This is a genomic window from Virgisporangium ochraceum (assembly GCF_016863655.1).
Taxonomy (GTDB): domain Bacteria; phylum Actinomycetota; class Actinomycetes; order Mycobacteriales; family Micromonosporaceae; genus Virgisporangium; species Virgisporangium ochraceum.
In genome coordinates this window covers 16,733-33,834 of record NZ_BOPH01000135.1, presented here as the reverse complement: position 1 = coordinate 33,834, position 17,102 = coordinate 16,733, and the positions used below count along the sequence as shown (strand labels likewise).

Sequence of the window (17,102 nt, the reverse complement as noted above, 5' to 3'; positions counted from 1 at the left end):
AACGATCAACAGACCTCCGAACCCTCGCGACGACAGAGCATCCGAACGCACAGTGACACACCACGTCTGCATGCGAACCAACGACCCAGGACACCGGTAGTGCTTCGTCGGGTTCCCGGGATGCCGTGTGGCGCAACGCATTCAACGACCCACGTCGGCGTCGTCCCCGGGCGCCCCACGACGCCCCTTTGCGCCGATCTTGCAGTTGTGGCCTCCCTCAAAACATGACATTTCCGCAAATAGAGGCGGCCACGAGTGCAAGATCGGCGGACGCGTCGACAACGGGCGCGGGCGCGAGCGGCTCGGCCGGTCGACTGACCTGACGAAGCACTACCAGGCCGTTCGTCGACGCCGCGGCCGGGAGTCGCCGGGCCCCGCCGCCTCGACCGGGACTTCGACACACGGCCTAGGATCGTTGACGATGTGGACCGTCGTCGGGTTCGTGAGCCTGCTCGTTGCGGGCTTCGGAGCGCTGGCCGGCGGTCTGGTCTACCTGGCCGTCCGTATGTCGAGAGGTAAATGGTGAGCATCGACCGTCCGCCGTGGGAGGGCCTCGCGCCCGTCGATCCGTACCCGTACGAGGAGACCCACAACCTGCGGCACGGGCCCGACCTGCACCCTGACCTGCTGGGGCTGCTGCCGCTGGTCGGCGTGTGGCGCGGCCGGGGGCGGGGCGGCTACGCGCCGGTCGAGGAGGACTTCACCTACGGGCACGAGGTGCGGTTCAGCCACGACGGCCGCCCGTTCCTCTCCTACGAGTCGCGCATGTGGGTCCTCGACGACGAGGACAAGCCGGTTCGGCTGGCCGGCCGCGAGGTCGGCTGGTGGCGGGCGAAGCAGAACTCCGACGAGGTCGAGGCGCACATCACCGAACTCGACGCCGGTGTCACCGGCGTGTACCTCGGCGAGATCAAAGGCCCGCCGCTGCAGATCGAGGTCGCCACCGACGCGATGATGCGCACGCCGTGGGGCAAGGAGGTCTCCGGCGTGCACCGGCTCTACGGCCTCGTCGAGGAAGGCAGGTCGCTGGCGTACGTGGTCGCCATGGCCGCGATGGGTCAGGAGCTGAAGGCGTACCTCAGCGCGAAGCTCGACCGCGTCGCCGGCTGATCCCAAGGCGGCTAGTGCGTCACCAGCCGGTAGCCGACGCCGCGCACGGTCTCGATCGTCGGGCCGCCGCCGGTGTCGCGCAGCTTGCGGCGCAGCCGCTTCACGGCCGAGTGCAGGATCGAGTTGTCGCCCAGGTAGGCCCCGCCCCAGACGGTGCTGAACAGCCGCCGGTACGGCCACACCCGCACCGGGTCGCTGCCCAGGTGCGCCATCAGCTCGATCTCCAACCGGGTCAGCGGCAGGACGGCTCCCCGCCACCGCACCTCGTGTTCATCGGCGTCGATGACGAGTGCGGGCTCCGGGCGGGGCGTGGGTAACGCCGGGCCGGTGACGCTGCCGCCCTGCATGGCGTTGTTGTTGAGCATCGCCCGTAGAGCGTCGATATCCGGGCACATGAGCACGATGCCGCCGCCGTCGAGTTGGCGGGCGACGCGTTCGCGCACGTCCGGATCAGGGGAGACGCACACCACCAGGGGCCATTCGACGTTTACTGCCGTCATTGCAGTACCACCGCCTCATTTCGACGACCGCCAATGACAGACAACCGAACGGTTGATTCTGGGGTCAACCCTCGGGTCCGGCCCTGATCGACAGAAAGGGTGCCCTCCGGACAGATTCGCGCCCGACTCGCGCCATCGAACTGCCCATCCTGTGCCATTGATCGCCATCTACCTAGGACAGGAACATGTCGGTCAAGGGCGACCCGGTGTAACCGGTCCGCTCCGCAGTTCTCCGTCGCCCGGAAATCCCGGCGCGGGGACCCCAGGGGAGGAAGCATGCAGTTCGCAACGGGCAGGCCGGGCAGCCTGCCACGCGGCCCGGCCGCGGTCGCCGCCGGCAGGGGGCAGCCGGGCGCGCGGTGGGGGTCGCGACTCCGGCGGCTCGCCGCCGCCGGATCGGTGCTCGCCATGACCGCGTTGTCGGTCGCGGTGGTGGCCGCACCGGCACGGGCGGCCGGCGCCGACGTGGACAAGCAGGTGCTCGACGAGCTGGCCCGCAACGGCAGCGCCAGGTTCATGGTCTACCTCGACGAGAAGGCCGAACTCTCCGGAGCGGCCGGCATCAAGTCGAAGACCGCCAAGACCCAGCACGTCTACCAGCAGCTCACGGCGACCGCCACGAAGAGCCAGGCCGGCCTCTCGGAGCTGCTCACCAGGAACAAGGTCGCCTTCACGTCGTTCTGGATCTCCAACTCGATGGTGGTGACAGGCAACAGGAGCGTCCTCGACGCGGTGGCCGCCCGGTCGGAGGTCAAGAAGATCACGCCGGTCGGCTCGGTGCCCCTGGTGGAACCGACGGCGCGCGCTGACGGCCCGGCGACCATGGCGGTCGAGTGGGGCGTCGCGAACATCAACGCGCCGCAGGTGTGGAGCGAGTTCGAGGACACCGGCGAGGGCATCGTCGTCGGCAGCATCGACACCGGTGTCGACTTCGACCACCCGGCCCTGGTCGGCAAGTACCGCGGCAACCTCGGCGGCGGCACGTTCGACCACAACTACAACTGGTACGACCCGTCGGCCTCGTGCGAGAACCCCCTGGTTCCGTGTGACGACAACGGACACGGCACGCACACGATGGGCACGATGGTCGGCGACGACGGCGCCGGTAACCAGGTAGGCGTCGCGCCCGGCGCCAAATGGATGACCGCCCGCGGCTGCGAGGACCGGACCTGCTCCTCGGAGACGCTGCTGGCCGCCGGCCAGTTCATCACCGCGCCCACCGATGTGAACGGCCAGAACCCGCGGCCGGAACTGCGCCCCGACATCGTGAACAACTCGTGGGGCGACGACGCCCACGACGAGTGGTTCCACGACATCGTGCGGGCCTGGGAGAGCGCCGGCATCATGCCGGTGTTCGCGGCCGGCAACGAAGGCGTCCAGGGCTGCGGCTCCGTCGGCTCGCCCGCCGACTACGAGGAGTCGTACGCCGTCGGCGGCTACGACGTGAACAACGCCCTCTACGCCGACTCCAGCCGCGGCGAGGGCAACCAGATCAAGCCGAACATCTCGGCTCCGGCGGTGAACGTGCGGTCGAGCGTCCCGGGTGGCGGCTACGACGCGTTCGACGGCACCTCGATGGCGGCACCGCACGTCGCGGGCACGGTCGCGCTGATGTGGTCGGAGGCGCCGGCGCTGAAGAACAACGTCGCGCAGACCCGGCAGATCCTCGACAACACCGCCCGTGACGCCAACTCGCTCAGCTGCGGCGGCACGGCCGACGACAACAACAACTTCGGTGAGGGCCGCCTCGACGCCTACCAGGCCGTCCTGAGCTCGCCGCGCGGCCCGGCGGGTCGCGTCGTCGGCACGGTCACCGACGCGGCGACCGGCGCACCGATCGCCGCGGCGACCGTCGTCAGCGGTGACTTCGTGACGCTGACCGGCGCCGACGGTAGGTACTCGCTGACCGTGGTGGCCGGCGAGCAGACCATCACCGCGTCGAAGTACGGCTACGGCACGAGGTCGGCCACGGTCAGCGTCCCGGAAAGCGGTGTCGCGACCGCGGACTTCGCGCTCTCGACGCAGCAGTCGGTGACGATCAGCGGGCGCGTCCTCGACGGTTCCGGCCACGGATGGGGCCTGTACGCCAGGCTGACGGTGGTCAACAGCCCGAGCGGCGACGTGTACACCGACCCGTTCACCGGCGCCTACACGCTCACGGTCCCGGGCAACGCCACGTACCAGGTGACGGCCACGGCGGTCTATCCCGGGTACACCGCCAGCACGGTCGAGGTGGTGGTCGGCACGACCCCGGTGACGCGGGACATCGAGCTCACGGTCGCCGCGGACTGCAACGCGCCGGGCTACTCCCGGCCGACGTACCTGTCGGAGTCGTTCGACGCCGGTACGTTGCCGGCGGGCTGGTCGGTGGTCAAGCGCAACGCGGGCGGCGGCGAGTGGGAGTTCGACGACCCGGGCGCCGACGGCAACCTGACCGGCGGTGACGGCGCCTTCGCCGACGCCGACAGCGACGACGCGGGTGCCGGCACCACGACCGACACCGACCTCCTGACACCGGTGATCGACCTGACCGGCGTCTCGGATCCGTTGCTGAGCTTCAACAGCGACTTCAGGGACCTCGGCTCCGAGGACTTCACCGACGTCGACGTGTCGATCGACGGCGGCACCACGTGGACGAACGTGTACCACGAGGTCAACAGCCGGCGTGGGCCGACGGTGGAGACGGTGTCGCTGGCACCGGCCGCCAACCAGAGCAACGTGAAGCTGCGGTTCCACTACTTCGGCACGTTCGACTGGTGGTGGCAGGTCGACAACGTGCGCGTCTACCGGGACGTGTGCGCGCCGGTGACGGGCGGCCTCGTGGCCGGCTTCACCACCGACGGGCTGACCGGCCAGCCGCTCAACGGCGTCACCGTGACCAGCGACGACCGGCCGGCGGAGAAGGGCGTCTCGGCCGCGACCCCCGACGACCCGAACCTTCCCGACGGGTTCTACTACCTGTTCTCCAGCCTGACCGGTGCCCACCCGTTCACCGCGAGCAAGGGTGGCTACACGCCGACGACGAAGTCGGTGACCGTGGCGGCGAACGCGACCGTCCGGGCGGACTTCGCGTTGGGGACGGCGCGGATCACGATCACCCCGACCGCGATCGAGAGCTACCAGACGCTCGGACAGACCAGGAACTACAACATCACGGTCCGCAACACGGGGTCGGCTCCGGCCACCGTGGAGCTGTTCGAGAGCGGTGGCGGGTTCGAGATCCTGAAGGGCCGCCAGGGCGCGCCGCTGCAACGGATCGCCGTTCCCGGCGGCGCCGTGGCGAACAAGTACAGCTCGCGGTCGCCGAAGCCGATCAGCCAACCGCAGAACCAGCCGTGGGCGGCCGACGCCTGGACGCCGCTCGCCGACCAGCCGGTGACGGCCACCGACCAGGCGGGCGCGTTCCTCAACGGCAAGCTCTACGTGGTCGGCGGCTACGACGGGGTGACCGAGCTCGACTCGACGCTCGTGTTCGACCCGGCGACCGGTGACTGGTCCGAAGCCGCGTCGATGCCGGTTCCCCGGCAGAAGCCGCAGGTCGCGGTGATGAGCGGGAAGTTGTACGTCTTCGGCGGATGGTCCGCCGACGGCACGCCGATCGCCAGCGTCGACGTCTACGACCCAGCGGCCAACGAGTGGAGCACGCTGGAGGCGACCCACCCGGATCCGGCGGCGGCCGCGGGTGCCGCGGTCTTCCGCGGCAAGGTGCTGCTGGTCGGTGGCTGCCTCGACGGCAACTGCAACCACTCGGCCCGGTCGTGGATCTTCGACCCGGTGACCGGGTTCAGCGAGGCCGCCCAGTATCCGCACCCGGTGGCGTGGATCGCCTGCGGCGGCATCGGCGCACAGGGCTACTGCGCCGGTGGGTCCAGCGGCAACACCCTGTACGACGACGCGTACGCCTACAACCTGGACTCGAACTCGTGGACGCCGATCGCCACGATGCCGGAGGAGCGGTCGCTCTCCCAGCACGGCGCGGCCGGCGGGCTCCTGGTGATCAACGGTGGCTTCACCAACGGCGGCAGCACGCTCACCAACGGCACGATGGCCTACGACCCGGCCACCAACACGTGGGCGAACCTGCCGAACTCCAACGTCGCGAGCTTCCGCGGCGCCGGTGCGTGCGGCTTCTACAAGGTCGGCGGCGTCGACAGCGGCCGCAACGCGCTCAATGACGCCGAGTACCTGGCCGATCTGGAGGACTGCACCGCCGAGGCCCAGATTCCGTGGCTGTCGGAGGACCCGCAGTCGTTCACGCTCGCGCCGGGCGCCAGCCGCACTGTGAAGGTGACGCTGACGGCCACCACGGCGGTCGGCGTGACCCAGCCGGGCGACTACACCGCCGAGATCCTGGCGCGGGTGAACAGCCCGTTCCCGGTGACGCCGGTCAAGGTCACCATGCACGTGCTGCCACCGGCCAACTGGGGCAAGATCAGTGGGACGGTGACCGGGCAGGGCTGCGGCGGAACGGTGCCGCTGCAGGCCCAGGTGGAGATCTCGCTGTCCTCGAACCCCGACATCGCGTACCCGTTGCGGACGAGGACGAACGGTACGTACGAGATCTGGCTGCCGAAGGGCCGCTACGACGTCATCGTCTCGCGGGACGGCTGGCGTTCGCAGGTCAAGCGGCACCAGGTGCAGGCGGGCTTCGTCGAGGTGCTCGACTTCTCGCTGAAGCCGTTCACGGCCTGCCCGACCAGGGTCGGCGGGGTCTGACCCCACCCGAAAGACGGCAGCGCCCGGGGTCTCCCCGGGCGCTGCCCTGTGCATGACGCGGGTCAGGCGCAGCTGATCTCCGGCGGGTTGTTGGTGCCGGTCCAGGAGCCGAGGAAGCCGAACGTGGTGGTGCCACCGGTCGGCAGTCCCGCGTTCCAGTTCGCCGGCCGCGCCGTCAGCACCGCGCCCGTCTGCGAGTACGTGGCGCTCCAGCCCTGGGTGATCTGCTGGCCGTTGGTGTAGCGCATGGTCACGGTCCAGGTCGCGATGGGCCTGGCCGCCCGCACGGTGACCTCGGCCTGGAACCCGCCCTGCCACTGCCCGGCGATCGTGTAGGTGGCTTGGCAGTCGGGGGCCGGCTGCGGTGGGCTCGACGAAGACGACGACGGGCTTGCCGGCCGCGACGACGACGAGCTGCCCGACGGCTGGGTGGTGACGCCGTCGACCAGGCGGGTCAGCGGGGTGAAGTACCTGTTGGCCATCTTCCGGAAGCCCGAGTCGTTGGGGTGCACGCCGTCGCCGGTGTCGGTCGAGACGCTGAACCCGGTCCACTGGTCGACCACCACGATCGGCGACTGCGTGGTGGACAGGCCGGCCGCCCAGTTCGGGATCGCGGCGTTCAGGTTGATGACGGCCTGGGTGCAGGCGGTGCACGCGGGCTGGCCCATCGGCAGGATCTGGGCGACGATGATCTTCATGCGCGGGTTGTTGGCCCGCATCTGGTTGACCAGCGTGGTGTAGGCGCCGAGCACGGTGCTCACCGGCGTCTGCCCGCCCCACATGTCGTTGGTGCCGAGATGCATGATCACGATGTCGGGGTTGGTGGCCGACAGCCACGGCGGCAGCTGGTTCTGGTTGGCGATCCCGGTGGCGAGGAAGCCGCTGTGGCCCTCGTGGTTGTCGTCGTAGGTGAAGCCGCAGCCGTCGCCGCGCGCCGTTCCCACGAAGTCGACGGCGGTGTAGCCGGCGGCCTGGAGCTGCTGCCACAGGTACGCCCGCCAGCAGCCGGGTGCGGCGGTGATCGAGTCACCGAGGGCCATGACCCGGGCGGCGGGGGCGGCCGTCGAGGCGGGCTGCTGGGCAACCACGAAGCCGAGTGCCGTGACGAGCATGCCGAGGATCGCGTACAGGATGGGCTTGCGCAGGGACATGACCGGCACCAATCGAAGGGGGTGATTTGGGCGGTCAGTATGAGTATCGATGCGAATCGATGACAATCAACTGAACGTCCCCGCTTCGACGGGCCGGGTTCAGGCCGGGAGGACGGGCCGGGTTCAGGCCGGGAAGCCGAGAAGCTTGGCGATCCGCGGCGTCTCGGGGCTGGGACCCAGCGGCACGCCGTCGAGCGCGCGCACCTCGGCCGGCCCGCGGGCCGAGGAGGTGAGCCACACGCCGTCGGCCGTGTGCAGGTCGGCCGGGCGTACCAGGCGCTCCTCCGCCGTCCAGCCCAGCTCGCCGGCGTGCGCCAGCAGGTAGGCCGACGTGGTGCCGGCGAGGATGCCGGTCTGCTCCGGCGGCACGGTGCGGAGCACGCCGTCGGTCAGCCAGACCAGCGTCGACGTCGGCGCCTCCAGCGCGTAGCCGTCGCCCGACACCCAGAGCACGTCGTCGGCGCCCTCGGCCGCCGCCCAGCGCTGGCAGGCCATGTTCACCGCGTACGACAGCGTCTTGGCGCCGGCGAGCAGCGCCGGAAGCCCGCTGCGCGCGTCCACCGGATACCCGAGCGAGAGCGTACGGACGGTGACGCCCTCGCGGCGGCCGCGCAGCTGCTTCTCGTTGATCGTGTTCAGGGTCGCCCACACCGTGGGCGACCCGCCCGATTCGGGACCGCGTGAGCACGCCAGTCGCAGCGCCCCCTCCAGCTCGGTGGGCCACTCCGCGACGGCCTGGGAAGCCAGCTCCTCGAGCGCGGCCCGCGGCGGCAGCGCGATCTCGAGCCGGGCGGCCGAGCGCTCCATGCGGTCGAGGTGCGCGTCGAGCTGCCAGAGCGACCCCGAGCGGAGGTGGATCGTCTCGAACACGCCGTCGCCACGCACGGCGGCGAGGTCGTCGGCCCGCAGAACCGGGGTGTCGGCCGGGACCACGCCACGACCCAATACGGCTACGACAGTCACAAGTCCAGCAGCCTAACGACAGGGGAATACCATCGGAGCGTGGCTTCGGACACTCTTGCCCAGGTACTGCGTGAGCGCGGCCTGCGCCTGACCGCGCAGCGGCAGCTCGTGCTGGAAGCGGTGTACGACCTGGGGCACGCCACCCCCGACCAGGTGCACTGCAAAGTGGCCGAGACCGCCGCCGGGGTCAACATCTCCACCGTGTACCGCACGCTGGAGCTGCTGGAGGACATCGGCCTGGTCACCCACACGCACCTGTCGCACGGCGCGCCGACGTACCACGCCGCCGCCGAGGAGCAGCACGTGCACCTGGTGTGCCGGGGCTGCGGCCGGGTCGACGAGGTCCAGCCGAGCGTTCTCGACGGCGTGTCGGACCAGCTTGCCCGGGAGCGCGGCTTCACGGTCGACGTGGGACACGTCTCGTTCTTCGGCGAGTGCCGCGACTGCGCAGGAGGATAGGCACATGACCTCCGCGATCGACATCGCCGCCCTCGATCCGGCCAGCCGCGACGCCGGCGCGGTCGCCCACTACGGCGACCCGGTGCGCGAGCAGCGCCTCCTGGAAGAGAAGGTCGGCCTGGTCGACCGGTCGCACCGCACCGTGATCGCGGTGCCCGGCGCAGACCGGCTCACCTGGCTGCACAGCCTCACCACCCAGCACCTCGAGAAGTTGCAGCCGGGGCAGGGCACCGAACTGCTGATCCTCTCGCCGCACGGCCACATCGAGCACCACGCGATGGTCACCGAAGACGGCACCACCACGTGGCTCGACCTGGAACCCGGGTCGCAGCTGCTCGGCCACCTGGAGCGGATGCGGTTCTTCTCGCAGGTCGAGCCCGCCGACGTCACCGCCGACTGGGCGCTGCTGTCGCTGGTCGGCCCGGGCACCGACGAGGCGCTCGCGGCACTCGGCGTCGACCGGCTCGACCCGCCCGACGCGCTCGACGTGCCCGGTGCCAAGTTCGCGCAGGGCACCCAGCCGCCGCGGCCGTCGACGATCTACCGGGTCGCCGCGTTCGGCGCCGGGTGGGTCCGGCGGGTCGAGAACGGCGCCGACCTGCTGGTGCCGCGGGCCGACAAGGACACGATCGACGTCGAAAAGGTCGGGCTCTGGGCGTACGAGGCCCATCGCGTGGCGGCGAAGAGGCCCCGCCACGGCTTCGAGACCGACCACCGGACCCTGCCGGCCGAGGCCGGGTTCACCGCGCCGGCCGTGCACCTGGAGAAGGGCTGCTACCGCGGTCAGGAGACGGTCGCCCGGGTGCACCACCTCGGGCGTCCGCCGCGGAAGCTGGTGCTGCTGCACCTCGACGGCATCACCACCGACGAGCTGCCGGTGCCGGGCACGCCGGTGACGGCGAACGACCGCACGGTCGGGTTCGTCGGCACGGCGGTGCGCCACCACGAGCTGGGCCAGGTCGCGCTGGCGCTGGTCAAGAACAACGTGAAGGACGACACGCAGCTGCGGGTCGGCGAGTCGACCGCTCAGATGGACAGCTGATGGGCAACACACTGATCACCGTCGCGCCGACCGGTGCGGAGGTCGGCAAGCGCGACGCGCCGGCCCTGCCGGTGACGATCGACGAGCTGGTCGTAGCCGCGAAGGAGTGCGAGGCGCTGGGTGCCAGCGTCATCCACATCCACATCCGTGACGACGAGGCGAAGCCCACGCTCGACCTCGGCCGCCTCCGCGATACGACAGAAGCGATCAGGACGGCCACCGGGCTGATCGTGCAGCTGTCCACCGGCGGCGCCGTGACCGACCCCGAGGAGGACCGCCTGCGGGTGCTGGAGGCCGGTCCCGACATGGCCTCCTGCACGATGGGCACGGTCAACTTCGGCGACGACGTGTTCCTGAACCGCTGGGCGTTCATCGTCGACCTGCACACCCGCATGCAGGACCGGGGCATCGTGCCCGAGTACGAGATCTTCGACCTCGGTCACCTGGCCGCCCTGGAGCGGCTGCTGAACAAGTACGGCCTACCGGCCGGCGGCCACGTGCACGTCGACTTCGTCATGGGCGTAGCGGGCGGCATGCCGGGCACCGTGGAGGCGCTCGTCGCCTGCAAGGCGGCGCTGGCGAACCTGCCCGAGGGCACCACGTTCTCGGCCACCGGTATCGGCCGCACGACGCTGCCGGTGCTGATGGCCTCGCTCGCGGCCGGCGGCCACCTGCGGGTCGGCATGGAGGACACGATCACCTACGCGCGCAGCCAGCCGGTGGAGAGCAACGCGCAACTGGTCGCCCGGGCGGTCAGCTTCGCGCGGCTCGCCCAGCGCCCGCCGATGCCGCCGGCCGATGCCCGCCGCCTGCTCGGTATCGCACGTGTCGGATAGTTACCGGGGCGGCGAGCCGGTCGCCGAGGTCGTCAGGTCGGGGTTCGTCGAGAGCCGGCACCACGGGTCGGTCGCGGTGCTCGACGCGGCGGGCACGGTGGTCGCGGCGGTCGGCGACATCGCGGCGCCGGTGTTCCCGCGCTCGTCGAACAAGCCGCTGCAGGCCGCCGGGATGCTGCGGGCCGGCTTCGCGCCGGCCGATGCCGCCGAGCTCGCGCTGGTCGCGGCCAGTCACCGTGGTGAGGACTTCCATGTGACCGGGACCCGCGCGATGCTGCACCGTGCCGGGCTGCCCGAGTCGGCGCTGCGGTGCCCGGCGACGGTGCCGTTGAGCGACCCGTGTGGCGAGTTCAGCCGCGCCAGCAACAACTGTTCCGGCAAGCACGCCGGGATGCTGCTCACGTGTCTCGCCGCCGGGTGGCCGGTCGACGGCTACTGGGAGGCGGCGCACCCGCTGCAGGTGGCGATCCGGGCGACGGTCGAGGAACTGGCGGGCGAGCGGGTCGGCGGGGTGGGTGTCGACGGCTGCGGTGCGCCGGTGCTGGCGGTGTCGCTGCAGGCGCTGGCCGGCTCCTACCTGCGCCTGGTGACCGGGGGGTCGGAGGTCGCCGACGCGATGCGGGCGCACCCCGGGTACGTGTCGGGCACCGGGCCGCAGGCGCACGACACGGTGCTCATGCGGGCCGTACCGGGGCTGCTCGCCAAGGGCGGCGCCGAGGGGGTTCAGGCGGTCGCGGTTCCGGGGGTCGGCGCGGTCGCGATGAAGATCGACGACGGGTCCAAACGCGCGCTGATGCCGGTCCTCTCGTGGGCTCTCACGAAACTCGGCCTCGACACGCCGACGCCGGCCGAGCCGGTCCTGGGCGGCGGCGATACGGTGGGATTTGTCCGGCATGTCCTGTGACTTCTTTAACGCTAGCTAGCGGTTTGCTTGCAGGAGCTAGCACCCCGAGCTAGCGTCGGTCACGTGAGCGACAAGGAACCCGAAGAGACTCCGCGTGATATCGGCGGGTTCATTCGCGACCTGCGCCGCAACGCGCGGATCTCGTTGCGGCAGCTGGCCGAGCAGGCCGGTGTCTCCAATCCGTATCTCAGCCAGATCGAACGTGGGCTGCGCAAGCCGAGCGCCGAGGTGCTCGCCCAGCTCGCCCACGCGCTGCGGGTCTCCACGCCCGCCATGTACCTGAAGGCCGGGCTGCTCGACGCGAAGGACAACCCGGGCGTGCTCGCCGCGATCGCGACCGATCCCGAGCTCACCGTGGCGCAGAAGCAGTCGTTGACCCAGATCTACGAAACATTCCGCCGGGAGAACTCCCGGTTGAAAGAGGAGGAAAGCACAGATGTCGACCCAGTCAGCTAACACCCGTCGCTACCCGAACCCGCTCTACGCGGCCGCCGGTGCCGGTGACCTGGCCTACCAGCAGCTGCGCCTGCTGCCGGCGAAGGCGGTGGAGCTCGGTGGTCGCGTTGCCGCCCTGCGTCCGGTCGTCACCGACGCCGTCACCAGCGCCGTGGCCGAGCCGGCCAAGCGCGTCGACGTCGAGAAGCTGCGCGACGCCGCCGTCCGCAACGCCGAGGTGCTGCGCGTGCAGGCCGTCGCGGTCTACAACGACCTGGTCGCCCGGGGCGAGAAGGTCGTCGGCGGCCCCTACAAGGAGCTCGAGCCGGCCGGCGACATCGTGCCGGAGATCACCGCTTCCGAGGGCGAGCCTGCTCCGGCCACCACCACGGGTGCCACCGCCGCTGGCGGCCCGGGCACCGGCAAGAGCCCGGCCAAGGCGGTCAAGAAGGCCCGTCCTACGGCTGTTAAGCAGTAACAGGTAACACCTGAGCACCCGTTCCCCCGGCCTGTTGGGCAAACCGGGGGGACGGGTGCCTAAGCTTCAAGGCATGGTTGATGCCGCGCCGCTCTTCTTCGAGGAAGTTCGTTCCTCGATCGACAACGCACTGCTGGTGGTGGCGCTCATCATCGAGGCGTTCGCTTTCATCAACTGCCTCACCCAGAAGTCCGACTCGTTCGGCGCCATCGGCACCCTGTCCAAGGGGCTGTGGCTGGCCATGACCGGTGGCGCGCTGTTCGTCACGGCATTGTCGCAGGTGGCGCTCGGGCTGCTGGGGTTCATCGCCATCACCATCGCCGCCGTGTACCTGCTCGACGTGCGTCCGGCGCTCCGTGACGCGGCCGAGGGGCCGTCCTCCTGGTGACGTCCGACTTCCGTTGGCCACCGCCGCCCGACGGGCGGCCCGATCAGCCGTCGAACAATCGAGGTCCGCGCGGTGGCCGCCCGACGCTGCCGTTGCCGCCCACGACGCTGGTCGGCACGCCGCACGGCGTCGAGCTGGAGATCTTCGCCACCGGTACGCCGCCGCAGCCCGTCACGGTGTTCGCGCACGGCCTCAGCCAGGGCATCGGGGAGACCCGTCCGCTGGGCAGCGGTGTGCGCGGGCGGAAGGTGTTCATGCACTTCCGGGGGCACGGCCGGTCCAGTGCGCCGCCCGGTCCGTGGACGTACCTGGACCTCTCCCGCGACCTGCGCGCTGTCGCCGACCTGACCGGCGCGACCCGGGCGCTCGGCGTCTCGCTGGGCGCGGGTGCGCTCGTGCGGCTCCTCGCCGACAACCCGACCCGGTTCGAGCGGCTGGTGATCTTCCTGCCGGCCGCGCTGGTCGCCCCGTCGCCCGACGCGGGCGAGCGGTTCGAGGCGCTGCTCGCCGCCGCGGAGGACCAGGACCCGGGCGGGCTGGCCGAGGTGATCTCGCTGGAGGTGCCGGGCCAGATCCGGGCCACCCCGACCGGCTGGGCGTACCTGCGGCAGCGGGTCGAGCAGATCGTGCACTTCGGGTTGGCGCCCGAGCTCGCGTCGCTCGCGGAGGAGGCGCCGCTGCCGTCGTCGTCGGCGGTCGGTGCGTTGAGCGCGGTGACGGCCGAGGCCCTGGTGATCGGCTGCCACGGCGACGAGGTGCACCCGGCCGAGGTCGCCTCGGAGATCGCGGCCGCGTTGCCGAAGGCCACCCTCCACCTGTACGACAAGCCGCACGTGATGTGGAACGAGCGCGCCGACGTCCGTTCGCGGATCGCGGACTTCCTCAACGTAGGGTGACCCCATGGGCGTCACACATCACGGCCGTACCCATCGTCTGGACCTGCTCGACCCGACGCTGCGCGAGTTCTCCTGCACCGTTCTCGCCTCCGATCCGGAGACCGGCATCGTGCTCGACCGGTCGGCGTTCTACCCGGGTGGTGGCGGCCAGCCGCCGGACCACGGTGTGCTGCTGTGGCAGGGGGTGCAGACGCGCATCGTCGGTACCCGCAAGGGCGACGACCTGTACCTGCTGCCGGCCGAGGGTGACCCGCTGCCGCCGGTCGGCACGGAGGTCACCGGCGCGGTGGAGGACGAGCGCCGCACGCTGCTGATGCGCACCCACTCCGGCCTGCACGTGATGTGCGGTGTGGTCTTCCGTGACTTCGGCGCCCTCGTGACCGGCGGCAACATGGAGCCGGGTACCGCCCGGATGGACTTCAACCTGCCCGAGGTGCCGTCGGACTTCAAGACGCGCCTGGAGGACCTGATCAACGCCGAGGTGGTCGCCGACCGCCGGGTGGACGTCCGGGTCCTCGAACGCGACGAGGCACTGGCGCTGCCCGACATCATCCGCACCCAGTCGAACCTGATCCCGGCCGACGAGCAGGAGATCCGCATCGTCGACATCGTGGGCCTCGACGTCCAGGCCGACGGCGGCACGCACGTCGCGTCGACGTCGCAGGTGGGCAAGGTGCAGATCGTCAAGGTCGAGAGCAAGGGCAAGGCGAACCGCCGGGTCCGGCTGAAGCTCGCCTGACCGCGCCCGGGAGGTGCGGCCGTCGGCTCAGCCGGTGCGGAGGGCCTGTAGGAGGCGGGGGTCGCCGGCCACTTCGAGGACGTCGTAGGGCACCCGGCCGTAGAGGGCAAGCAGCACGTCGCTGGCCGAGCCCGTGGCCTGGGCCCGCTCGTGGGGGTGGTCGTCGTCCAGGAGGGTGTCGGTGTCCAGTAGGGCGATGCCCTCGCCCCGCAGGCGGACGTACCAGTCCTGGCCCACGTCGACCGCGTGCAGCGCGACGATCCCGCGCACGCCCTCGGTCGGGCCCCGGCGCTTGCCGCTCGGCAGCAGGCTGTCGATCACCTCGGTGATGCCGTCGACGGCGAGCTTGGCCTCGACCGGCTCGGCCGGACCGGCGCTCACCTGCGCGTCCCAGCGGTGGATCGCGGTCTCGACGGCCAGCCGCCGGTGCCAGTACGAGGCCTTCTTGGCCTGCGGCGCCGGGTTCCAGGCGGGGAGATCGGGGTCGACCTGGTCGAGGACGCGCACCAGTTCGGCGTAGTGCCGGTCGAAGTAGTTGAGCGGGTGGCCTTCCTCGGCCTCGATCTGCGCCTGCTCCGGCCGGCTGACCTCGCCCCGCCCGATGTGCTGGTAGACCCGCTGGTAGACGGCACCCACGTGGAACGCGAGGTGCCGAAGCGTCCAGCCGGGGCAGGTGGGTACGTCGGCGTCGAGGTTGCCGGTCTCGATCGCGGTGTGCAGCGCGGCGCCCTCGGCGCGCAGGGCAGCGAGCCAGAACTCCTTGTTGCCGTGTGGCTTGCTCATAGCAACCTCCCCCTGCCGCGCCGACCCGTCTCACCCATGGTTGCGCGCCGTGGGAACCCAGAGTAGAGGATCGGGGCGCCGATACCCGCCGGGGATCTTGCTGCCCCACCCGTCCCGGGTGGAAACGTCACGCTGGCCAGGGCACTGTCAGCTCGCCCTGGCGCCACCTCGCCCGGGTGTCGAGCACCGGCCAGCCGGCGTCCTTCACGGCGATCACGGTCCGCAACCAGCGTTGGCGGGAGCCGAACGTCGCGTAGGGGGCGGCCGCCGCCCAGGCGGCGTCGAGCGCCCGCAGCAACGCGTGCACCGGATGCCCGGGAACGTTGTGGTGGATCAGGGCTTTCGGCAGGCGTTCGGCGAACTCGGCCGGACTCTCCAATGTGGACAGTCGGGCGGCCAGCGTCAGGGTCTGCGGGCCGTTGGTGGTCACGCAGGTCCAGGACGCGAGACGGCCCGGCTCGTCGCACGTCCCCTCAACCACGACGCCGTCCGGTGCGAGCGGGCCCACCATCGCCGACCACGCACTGTCCACATCGGACTCGTCGTACTGGCGCAGCACGTTCATCGCCCGCACCAGCACCGGCCGCAGCCCGGCGAGTTCGAAGCCGCCGCGGGCGAATGTCAGTCCCGGCGGCGCGGCCGCGTCAGCGGCCGCGGCGACACGTGCGCCGTCGATCTCCACGCCCACCACGCGCACGTCCGGCCGCACCACCCGAAGCCGCCGGTACAACTCCACGGTGGTGACCGGATGCCCGCCGTACCCGAGGTCGACCACCAGCGGGTCGGGCGCGGCGCGCAGCAGCGACCCGAACCGCGCGACGATGAACCGGTCGACCCGCCGCAGCCGGTTGGGTGCGGTGGTGCCCCGGGTCGGCCGCCCGACCGGCCGGGTCACTTCACCCGGTGGACTTTGTGCTGCGCGGCCTGCGCCAGTGGCCGGATCACCAGTCGGTCGATGTTCACGTGGTGGGGCCGGGTCACCGCGAACGACACGACGTCGGCGATGTCCTCGGCGACCAGCGGTTCGGCCACGCCCTCGTAGACGGCCGCGGCCTTGTCGGCGTCACCGCCGAAGCGCTTCATGGCGAACTCGTCGGTGCGGACCATGCCGGGGGAGACGTCGATCACCCGGATGGGCCGCCCGCTCAGCTCCAGGCGCAGCGTGTCGGCGACGGCCTTCTCGGCGTGCTTGGCGGCCGTGTACCCCCCGCCGCCCTCGTACGTGACGAAGCCCGCGGTCGATCCGAGCATCACGATCGTTCCGGCGCCCGAGGCCTCCAGCAGCGGCAGCAGCGCCCGCGTGACCCGCACCGTGCCGACCACGTTGATCTCGTACATGGCCCGCCACTGTTCGAGGTCGGCGTCTTCGACCGGGTCGGCGCCGAACGCGCCACCGGCGTTGTTGACCAGCACGGTCAGCGGCGCACCGAGCCCGCTCACGACGTCGACCAGTGCCGCCACGTCGGTGTCGGACGTCACATCGCACTGCACGGGCGTCGCGCCGGTCTCGGTCGCCAACGCCTGCAGCCGGTCGAGCCGCCGGGCCGCCGCCACGACCGTGAAACCTTCGGTGGCCAGCCGTCGCGCGGTCGCCGCGCCGATCCCGCTCGATGCGCCCGTCACAACCGCCACACCTGGAGTCATGCATGAATCCTGCCAGGCCCCAGGCCCCGCGCCCGCGGAGGCTGGCGCATCAAGTAGG

At 71.1% G+C, this 17,102-nt stretch carries 17 protein-coding genes and 1 pseudogene; 12 read left to right on the top strand and 6 right to left on the bottom strand.

Features of this window, described 5'->3' with window-relative positions:
* The first annotated feature begins 421 nt into the window (after positions 1-421).
* Both mtfM and Voc01_RS46815 read left to right on the top strand, forming a co-directional pair.
* A complete protein-coding gene (gene mtfM, locus Voc01_RS54335; RefSeq protein WP_275423828.1) occupies positions 422-526 on the top strand; it encodes a small membrane protein MtfM in 105 nt (34 codons plus the stop codon).
* Positions 520-1,110 (top strand): heme-binding beta-barrel domain-containing protein, encoded by a 591-nt coding sequence (locus Voc01_RS46815; RefSeq protein WP_203934262.1) that lies wholly within the window; start codon positions 520-522, stop codon positions 1,108-1,110. The genes mtfM and Voc01_RS46815 overlap by 7 nt, the downstream gene beginning before the upstream one ends.
* Before the next feature lie 11 nt (positions 1,111-1,121).
* On the opposite strand, the gene Voc01_RS46810 is transcribed toward Voc01_RS46815, so the two are convergent.
* Positions 1,122-1,610, bottom strand: a complete 489-nt coding sequence (locus tag Voc01_RS46810; protein ID WP_203934261.1) for a winged helix-turn-helix domain-containing protein — start codon at positions 1,608-1,610, stop codon at positions 1,122-1,124.
* Positions 1,611-1,886: 276 nt separating this feature from the next.
* Between Voc01_RS46810 and Voc01_RS46805 the strand changes: the two genes are divergently transcribed.
* Positions 1,887-6,326 carry a S8 family serine peptidase gene (locus tag Voc01_RS46805; protein WP_203934260.1) on the top strand — a complete coding sequence of 1,480 codons (4,440 nt, stop codon included), beginning with the start codon at positions 1,887-1,889 and terminating at the stop codon, positions 6,324-6,326.
* A gap of 62 nt (positions 6,327-6,388) precedes the next feature.
* Here the strand turns inward: Voc01_RS46805 and Voc01_RS46800 are convergent, their stop codons facing one another.
* Positions 6,389-7,477, bottom strand: coding sequence for a cellulose binding domain-containing protein (locus Voc01_RS46800; RefSeq protein ID WP_203934259.1), 1,089 nt, complete (start codon positions 7,475-7,477; stop codon positions 6,389-6,391).
* A gap of 123 nt (positions 7,478-7,600) precedes the next feature.
* Positions 7,601-8,410 (bottom strand): aminotransferase class IV, encoded by an 810-nt coding sequence (locus tag Voc01_RS46795; RefSeq protein ID WP_239161001.1) that lies wholly within the window; start codon positions 8,408-8,410, stop codon positions 7,601-7,603.
* 69 nt (positions 8,411-8,479) lie between these two features.
* Between Voc01_RS46795 and Voc01_RS46790 the strand changes: the two genes are divergently transcribed.
* From Voc01_RS46790 to Voc01_RS46750, 9 genes and pseudogenes are all read left to right on the top strand, one after another.
* The gene (locus tag Voc01_RS46790) at positions 8,480-8,899 is read left to right on the top strand and encodes a Fur family transcriptional regulator (protein ID WP_203934257.1); all 420 of its coding nucleotides are present in this window, start codon (positions 8,480-8,482) and stop codon (positions 8,897-8,899) included.
* Positions 8,900-8,903: 4 nt separating this feature from the next.
* Positions 8,904-9,941, top strand: coding sequence for a CAF17-like 4Fe-4S cluster assembly/insertion protein YgfZ (ygfZ, locus tag Voc01_RS46785; protein WP_203934256.1), 1,038 nt, complete (start codon positions 8,904-8,906; stop codon positions 9,939-9,941).
* Positions 9,938-10,777, top strand: a complete 840-nt coding sequence (locus Voc01_RS46780) for a beta-keto acid cleavage family enzyme (RefSeq protein WP_203934264.1) — start codon at positions 9,938-9,940, stop codon at positions 10,775-10,777. Before ygfZ ends, Voc01_RS46780 begins: the two co-directional genes overlap by 4 nt.
* A complete protein-coding gene (locus Voc01_RS46775; protein ID WP_203934255.1) occupies positions 10,740-11,681 on the top strand; it encodes an asparaginase in 942 nt (313 codons plus the stop codon). Before Voc01_RS46780 ends, Voc01_RS46775 begins: the two co-directional genes overlap by 38 nt.
* Positions 11,682-11,744: 63 nt before the next feature.
* Positions 11,745-12,134, top strand: a pseudogene (locus tag Voc01_RS46770) (helix-turn-helix domain-containing protein); the annotation flags it as partial.
* Complete coding sequence (locus tag Voc01_RS46765; RefSeq protein ID WP_203934253.1) at positions 12,118-12,594, top strand: hypothetical protein; 477 nt, start codon at positions 12,118-12,120, stop codon at positions 12,592-12,594. The pseudogene Voc01_RS46770 and the gene Voc01_RS46765, both read left to right, overlap by 17 nt.
* A gap of 73 nt (positions 12,595-12,667) precedes the next feature.
* Positions 12,668-12,982 carry a DUF2516 family protein gene (locus Voc01_RS46760; protein WP_203934252.1) on the top strand — a complete coding sequence of 105 codons (315 nt, stop codon included), beginning with the start codon at positions 12,668-12,670 and terminating at the stop codon, positions 12,980-12,982.
* Positions 12,979-13,878: an alpha/beta fold hydrolase gene (locus tag Voc01_RS46755; RefSeq protein ID WP_203934251.1), complete on the top strand. Its 900-nt coding sequence runs from the start codon at positions 12,979-12,981 to the stop codon at positions 13,876-13,878. The genes Voc01_RS46760 and Voc01_RS46755 overlap by 4 nt, the downstream gene beginning before the upstream one ends.
* A 4-nt stretch (positions 13,879-13,882) precedes the next feature.
* Complete coding sequence (locus Voc01_RS46750; RefSeq protein ID WP_203934250.1) at positions 13,883-14,617, top strand: alanyl-tRNA editing protein; 735 nt, start codon at positions 13,883-13,885, stop codon at positions 14,615-14,617.
* A gap of 27 nt (positions 14,618-14,644) precedes the next feature.
* Here Voc01_RS46750 and Voc01_RS46745 read toward each other — a convergent pair whose 3' ends face one another.
* The 3 genes from Voc01_RS46745 to Voc01_RS46735 form a co-directional block, all read right to left on the bottom strand.
* Positions 14,645-15,400: a maleylpyruvate isomerase family mycothiol-dependent enzyme gene (locus tag Voc01_RS46745; protein ID WP_203934249.1), complete on the bottom strand. Its 756-nt coding sequence runs from the start codon at positions 15,398-15,400 to the stop codon at positions 14,645-14,647.
* A 127-nt stretch (positions 15,401-15,527) separates the two neighbouring features.
* Positions 15,528-16,295, bottom strand: a complete 768-nt coding sequence (locus tag Voc01_RS46740) for a class I SAM-dependent methyltransferase (protein WP_203934248.1) — start codon at positions 16,293-16,295, stop codon at positions 15,528-15,530.
* Positions 16,292-17,044 (bottom strand): SDR family oxidoreductase, encoded by a 753-nt coding sequence (locus Voc01_RS46735; protein ID WP_203934247.1) that lies wholly within the window; start codon positions 17,042-17,044, stop codon positions 16,292-16,294. The genes Voc01_RS46740 and Voc01_RS46735 overlap by 4 nt, the downstream gene beginning before the upstream one ends.
* Positions 17,045-17,102: the final 58 nt, after the last annotated feature.